6 protein-coding genes are annotated in these 5,653 nt (G+C 70.4%); 3 read left to right on the top strand and 3 right to left on the bottom strand.

From position 1 onward, the window contains the following. Nucleotides 1-40: 40 nt before the first annotated feature. Nucleotides 41-853 (bottom strand): histidine phosphatase family protein, encoded by an 813-nt coding sequence (locus VOI19_RS13130; protein WP_323793410.1) that lies wholly within the window; start codon nt 851-853, stop codon nt 41-43. Between the two features lie 91 nt (nt 854-944). Between VOI19_RS13130 and corA the strand changes: the two genes are divergently transcribed. Continuing rightward, entirely contained in the window at nt 945-1,925 is a 981-nt protein-coding gene (corA, locus tag VOI19_RS13125) for a magnesium/cobalt transporter CorA (RefSeq protein WP_323793409.1), read from the top strand. Between the two features lie 4 nt (nt 1,926-1,929). Here the strand turns inward: corA and VOI19_RS13120 are convergent, their stop codons facing one another. Further along, nucleotides 1,930-2,772 (bottom strand): undecaprenyl-diphosphate phosphatase, encoded by an 843-nt coding sequence (locus VOI19_RS13120; protein ID WP_416366379.1) that lies wholly within the window; start codon nt 2,770-2,772, stop codon nt 1,930-1,932. A 70-nt stretch (nt 2,773-2,842) separates the two neighbouring features. Here VOI19_RS13120 and VOI19_RS13115 point away from each other — a divergent pair, with 70 nt between their 5' ends. Together VOI19_RS13115 and VOI19_RS13110 are read left to right on the top strand one after the other, a co-directional pair. Then, nucleotides 2,843-3,796 (top strand): aldo/keto reductase, encoded by a 954-nt coding sequence (locus tag VOI19_RS13115; RefSeq protein WP_323793408.1) that lies wholly within the window; start codon nt 2,843-2,845, stop codon nt 3,794-3,796. Continuing rightward, a complete protein-coding gene (locus VOI19_RS13110; RefSeq protein ID WP_323793407.1) occupies nt 3,793-4,011 on the top strand; it encodes a DUF5703 family protein in 219 nt (72 codons plus the stop codon). The genes VOI19_RS13115 and VOI19_RS13110 overlap by 4 nt, the downstream gene beginning before the upstream one ends. Before the next feature lie 199 nt (nt 4,012-4,210). Here VOI19_RS13110 and VOI19_RS13105 read toward each other — a convergent pair whose 3' ends face one another. Then, nucleotides 4,211-5,554, bottom strand: coding sequence for a M20/M25/M40 family metallo-hydrolase (locus VOI19_RS13105; RefSeq protein ID WP_323793406.1), 1,344 nt, complete (start codon nt 5,552-5,554; stop codon nt 4,211-4,213). Between the last annotated feature and the right edge of the window lie 99 nt (nt 5,555-5,653).

Raw genomic sequence — 5,653 nt, 5'->3', positions numbered from 1 at the left:
ATCTTCGAAACCGTGGACGATCGGGGCCATGTCCTCCACCCTATGACCGCCGTCGGGGTGAGGTGGAGCCGGTCGATGTCGAGGTCGCCGGTGGAGCCACGTCGGGGCCCGCACCTCCCCCGACAACGGCGTCCGCGACGGCGTCCGCGGCGGCAGACGCGGAGGCGCCGCGCTTCGCGCCGCGTCCCTTCGGCGGCGGTGGCCGCAACCACGACAGGTCTCCCTCGTGGGTGTTGGACGCGAGGACGTAGGGCCGGGCCTCGGTGTATCGCACGATCGACACCGACGCCGGGTCGACCCCGATGCGCTGGAAGAGGTCGAGATGCATGCCGAGGGCATCGGCGAGCACCGACTTGATGATGTCGCCGTGGCTCACGGCCACCCAGACCGCACCAGGGCCGTGCTCGGCCTCGATCCGGGCGTCGTGGCCCCGGATCGCGGCCACCGAGCGCGCCTGCATCGTCGACATCGACTCGCCCCCGGGGAAGACCGCCGCGGACGGGTGGGCCTGGACCGTCTTCCACAGCGCTTCCTTGGCCAGGTCCTTGAGCGCGCGCCCCTGCCACTCGCCGTAGTCGCACTCGGTGATCGCCTTGTCGTGGACCACCTTGAGTCGGGCAGCGCTCTCCCCCGCCGGCTGCTGGGCGGACAGGATGGCCTTGGCCGTCTGTCGGCACCGCTCGAGCGGGCTGCTGACCAGCGCTGCCAGCGGGATCGCGCCGAGCCGCTCCGCAGCCCGACCCGCCTGCGCGGTGCCGGCATCGTCGAGCCGGACCCCAGCGGTACGCCCGGCGAGCACACCCGAGGCGTTGGCCGTCGTCCGGCCGTGTCGCACGAGGATCACGGTTGCCATGTCGAGGACTGTAGTCACCTGCACCACGCGCACGCCGGGCTTGCAGTCCGGCCTCCGGTCCGACCGGGACTGCCGGCGCTACGGTGAGCGCGTGATCGTCGACAGCGCCGTCTACCGGGGCGGCACCAGGCTCACGCTGGAGTGCGCGTCACACGACTACGCCGAGATGCGGGCGAGCGCCGAGGCCGACGACGGCTTCGTGTGGCTCGGCCTGCACGAGCCCAGCCAGGACGAGCTCGCCGACGTCGCCGACGCGTTCGGCCTCCACCGGCTCGCGGTCGAGGACGCCTTCAAGGCACACCAGCGGCCCAAGGTCGAGGCGTACGACGACTTCCTCTTCCTCATCCTCAAGACCCTCTGGTACGTCGACGAGGACGACGCCGTCGAGACCGGCGAGATCAGTCTCTTCGTCGGGCGCGACTTCGTGATCACCGTCCGCCACGGCGACGGCTCGCGACTGCAGGACGCGCGCGCTCACCTCGAGCGCTCCGCCGAGCTGCTCACCCACGGCCCGTCAGCCGTCGTGTACGCCGTGTGCGACGCCGTCGTAGACGCCTACACCGAGGTCGTGGCGTTCCTCGAGGAGGACGTCGACGAGGTCGAGGAGTCGGTGTTCTCGACCGAGCGCACCCGCGACTCGGCGCGCATCTACACGCTCAAGCGCGAGATCGCCGAGGTGCGACGCGCGATCCATCCGCTCCGGGAGCCGATGCGGCGCTTCTCCACCGGCGGCGTCCACGGCATCAGCGACGACGCGGCGCCGTACTTCCGCGACGTCGTCGACCACCTGACCCAGGCCGCGGAGATCGTCGACAGCCTCGACGGCCTGCTGTCCACGGCGTTCGACGCCCACCTCGCCGCGATCTCGGTGCAGCAGAACGACGACATGCGCAAGATCTCCGCCGGCGCCGCGATCGTCGTCGTTCCGACCCTGATCGCCGGGATCTACGGCATGAACTTCGACACCATGCCCGAGCTCCACTGGGCCCTGGGCTACCCGTATGCGCTGGTGCTCATGTTCGGCAGCTCGGGTGCGCTGTGGTGGTTCTTCAAGCGCGCGGGCTGGCTCTGAGGTCTCAAGCCTGGGCGACGAGCACGCCGGTGCCGAGCAGCACCATCGTGGAGAGTCCGAGCACCACCCGGTAGATCACGAAGGGCGTGTAGGACCGGGTCGAGACGTAGCGCAGCAGCCAGGCGATGGCGGCGTACCCGACGAGGAAGGACACGACCGTCGCGACGATCGTCGGGCCCCAGCCGTAGTCGGTCTGGCCCGCCGCGACCGGCTCACCGATCTTGCGCAGCTCGAAGAGCCCGGCTCCCACCACGGCCGGGATGGCGAGCAGGAAGGCGTAGCGGGTGGAGGCCTCTCGCTCGTAGCCGAGCGCGCGGCCCATCGAGATCGTCGCGCCGGAGCGCGAGACCCCGGGCACCAGGGCCAGCGCCTGGGCGCCGCCCATCAGGATCGCGTCACGCAGGGTGATCTGCTTGATCTTCTTGCTGTTCGACCCGAGCTTGTCGGCCAGGCCGAGCACCAGCCCCATCACGACCAGCATCGTGGCGATGATCCAGAGGTTGCGGAAGTCCTGCTCGATGACGTCCTTCAGCGCGATGCCGAGCACCACGATCGGCAGCGAGCCGACGATGATGAACCAGCCCATCCGAGCATCGAGGTGGCCCCTCAGCTCGGGACGGAACAGCGATCGGCACCACATCGAGCCGATGCGCCAGATGTCGTTGCGGAAGTAGATCAGCACCGCCAGCTCGGTGCCGATCTGGATCACCGCGGTGAAGGCGGCGCCTGGATCACCCCAGCCGAAGAGCTCGGGATAGATGCGCAGGTGCGCACTGCTCGAGATCGGCAGGAACTCCGTCAGCCCCTGAATAGTCCCGAGCACCATGGCCTGCAGCATCTCCCACACAACGCGAAGGCTAGTGACGTTCCCGCGCGCCCCCGCGACCGCCCCGTGGCGCGCTGGCTAAGTTTTGCCCATGAAGCAGCGACGGCTAGGCGCCACCGGACTCCAGGTCTCACGGATCGGCCTCGGCACGATGACCTGGGGCCGAGACACCGACGAGCACGAGGCGAGGGAGTCGCTGATCGCCTACGCCGAGGCCGGCGGCACGCTGATCGACACCGCCGCCGGCTACGCGGACGGCGACTCCGAGCGCCTCGTGGGTCAGCTCCTCGGCGACGTGGTGGCCCGCGACGAGGTCGTCCTGGCCACCAAGGCCGGCATCTCGCGTCGTACGGGCGAACGCGTCACCAACACCTCGCGCGGTCACCTCCTCAGCACCCTCGACGCCTCCCTGAAGCGGCTCGACGTCGACCACGTCGACCTGTGGCAGGTGCACGTGTGGAGTGACGAGAGCCCGCTCGAGGAGACGCTGACCGCTCTCGACCTCGCGGTGACCTCCGGGCGCGCGTCGTACGTCGGCATCAGCAACTACAGCGGCTGGCAGACGGCCCAGGCCGCCACCTGGCAGCGTGCGGTGCCCGCCCGGGTGGCGCTGGCCTCGACGCAGGTGGAGTACTCGCTGCTCAACCGTCAGGTCGAGCGCGAGGTGCTGCCCGCCGCCGCCGCCCTCGGCCTGGGGGTGCTCCCCTGGTCGCCGCTCGGCCGCGGGGTGCTGACCGGCAAGTACCGCAGCGGCACGCCGGTGGACTCGCGCGGAGCGTCGCAGGCCTTCGCCAACTTCGTCAGCCCCTACCTCGAGGAGCCCAGCGGACGCATCGTCGAGGCCGTGGTCCGGGCCGCCGACGGCCTGGGCTGGACGCCGCTCGAGGTCGCCCTGGTCTGGGTGCGTGACCGCCCCGGCGTGACCGCCCCGATCATCGGCGCCCGTACGGCCGCGCAGCTGCGCGGATCGCTCGACGTGGAGGACAAGACCCTCCCGACCGAGCTGGTGGCCGCCCTCGACGACGTCTCGCAGAGCGCGGGATGAGTCAGCGCGACCGCCGCGCCCCACGCTCGGGGGTCGAGTGGGAGTTCGACAAGGTCAGCTTTGACCGCGAGTGGCCCCGAGGCGTCGTCGCCAAGCTGCTCGTCGAGCGCGCCGAGCACGGCGGCTGGGAGCTCGACCGGGTGCGCATCGGCAACGACGGCATCCGGCGCGTCGTCCTGCGCCGCAAGATCATCCGCGCAGTGCGCACGGCCTGATCACGCTCGAGCGGGCGCGAGCGTGATCGTCGGCGGTCGAGCAGCGAGGGCGACTGAGGCCCGAGGGCGCCGCCGAGCGTGTCGAAACCCGGTGAGCTGACCGCCGACCCGTCATCCCGGGCGTCGGAGGTGTTGCCGTTTGGTCCCAGACGACAACGATTCGGGCCGAAAAGCTGTCGTCTGGGACCAAACGGCAACCTCAGGCCTCGCCGAGGAACCGGTCGAAGACGCGCGCCCCGAACTCCAACGCATCAACCGGCACCCGCTCGTCGACCCCGTGGAAGAGGGCGGTGAAGTCGAGGTCGGCCGGGAGGCGCAGCGGGGCGAAGCCGTAGGAACGCATGCCGAGCTTGCGGAAGTGCTTGGCGTCCGTGCCGCCGCTCATCGTGTAAGGCGCCACGATGCCGTCGGGGTCCTCCGCCAGGATCGAGCGCGTCATCGCCCCCACCAGGTCACCGTCGTACGGCGTCTCCCAGGGCTGCTGGTGGGAGACGAAGTCCCACTCGATGTCGTCGCCGCACAGCTGGCGCAGCGTCTCGAAGAACTCGTCCTCGTAGCCGGGCAGGAACCTACCGTCGATGTAGGCGCTGGCCTCGGTCGGGATCACGTTGACCTTGTAGCCGCCGGCGAGCTGGGTGGGGTTGACGGTGTTGCGGATCACCGCGCCGAGCATCCGGGTGGCCCCACCGAACTCCTCGACCAGCGACTGGGCGTTCTCCGGCGTCGCCTCGGTGCCGGCGAGATCGGCGACCGTCGCGAGCAGGACCTCCATCGTCGGGGTCAGCCGCACCGGCCACTGGTGGGCGCCGATGCGCGCGACGGCCGCGGAGAGGCGGGTGATGGCGTTCTCGGGGTTGATCATCGAGCCGTGCCCGGCGCGCCCACGCGCGGTGAGTTTCATCCAGGCCATGCCCTTCTCGGCGGCCTCGATCAGGTAGAGCCGCCGGCCCCGCACGGTGGTGCTGAACCCGCCGACCTCGCCGACGGCCTCGGTCACGCCGTCGAACTCCTCGCGATGCTGCTCGACGAGCTGCTCGGCGCCGTGGTGTCCCCCGGCCTCCTCGTCGGCGGTGAAGCACAGCACGATCGGACGCTCGGGGACGGCGCCGGCCCGCTGGCGAGCGCGCACGGTCGAGAGCAGCATCGCGTCGAAGTCCTTCATGTCGACCGCGCCACGACCCCAGACGTAGCCGTCCTTGATCTCCCCGGAGAAGGGATCGACCTGCCAGTCCTCGGCGGCGGCGGGGACGACGTCGAGGTGGCCGTGCAGGAGCAGGCGACCGCGGCTGTCGTCGTTGCCACCCCAGGTCGCCATCACCGACGTACGACCCGGCGTGGACTCGTAGAGCCGCGACTCGATGCCCACCTCGTCGAGCAGCGTGGCGACGTACTCCGCCGCCTTGCGCTCTCCGGGGCCCTCACGGTCGCCGTAGTTGGTGGTGTCGATGCGGATCAGCTCGCGACACAGGTCGACCACTTCCGCGGCCGGGTCGTAGCCCTCCGGTGCCGCCGGGACCCGGGTCTGCGCGTCATCGGTGCTCATGACCCCATCCTGACATCCGCACATCAAGCCCCCGATGTGTGTGTTCGGGCAGTGCTTTGCTACGGTTTCCAAGCACTCGTCCGGGTGGCGGAATTGGTA

This window comes from Nocardioides sp. (assembly GCF_034670285.1).
Taxonomy (GTDB): Bacteria; Actinomycetota; Actinomycetes; order Propionibacteriales; family Nocardioidaceae; genus Nocardioides.
The sequence above is the reverse complement of the archived record's forward strand: the minus strand, read 5'-3'. Positions and strand labels throughout refer to the sequence as shown.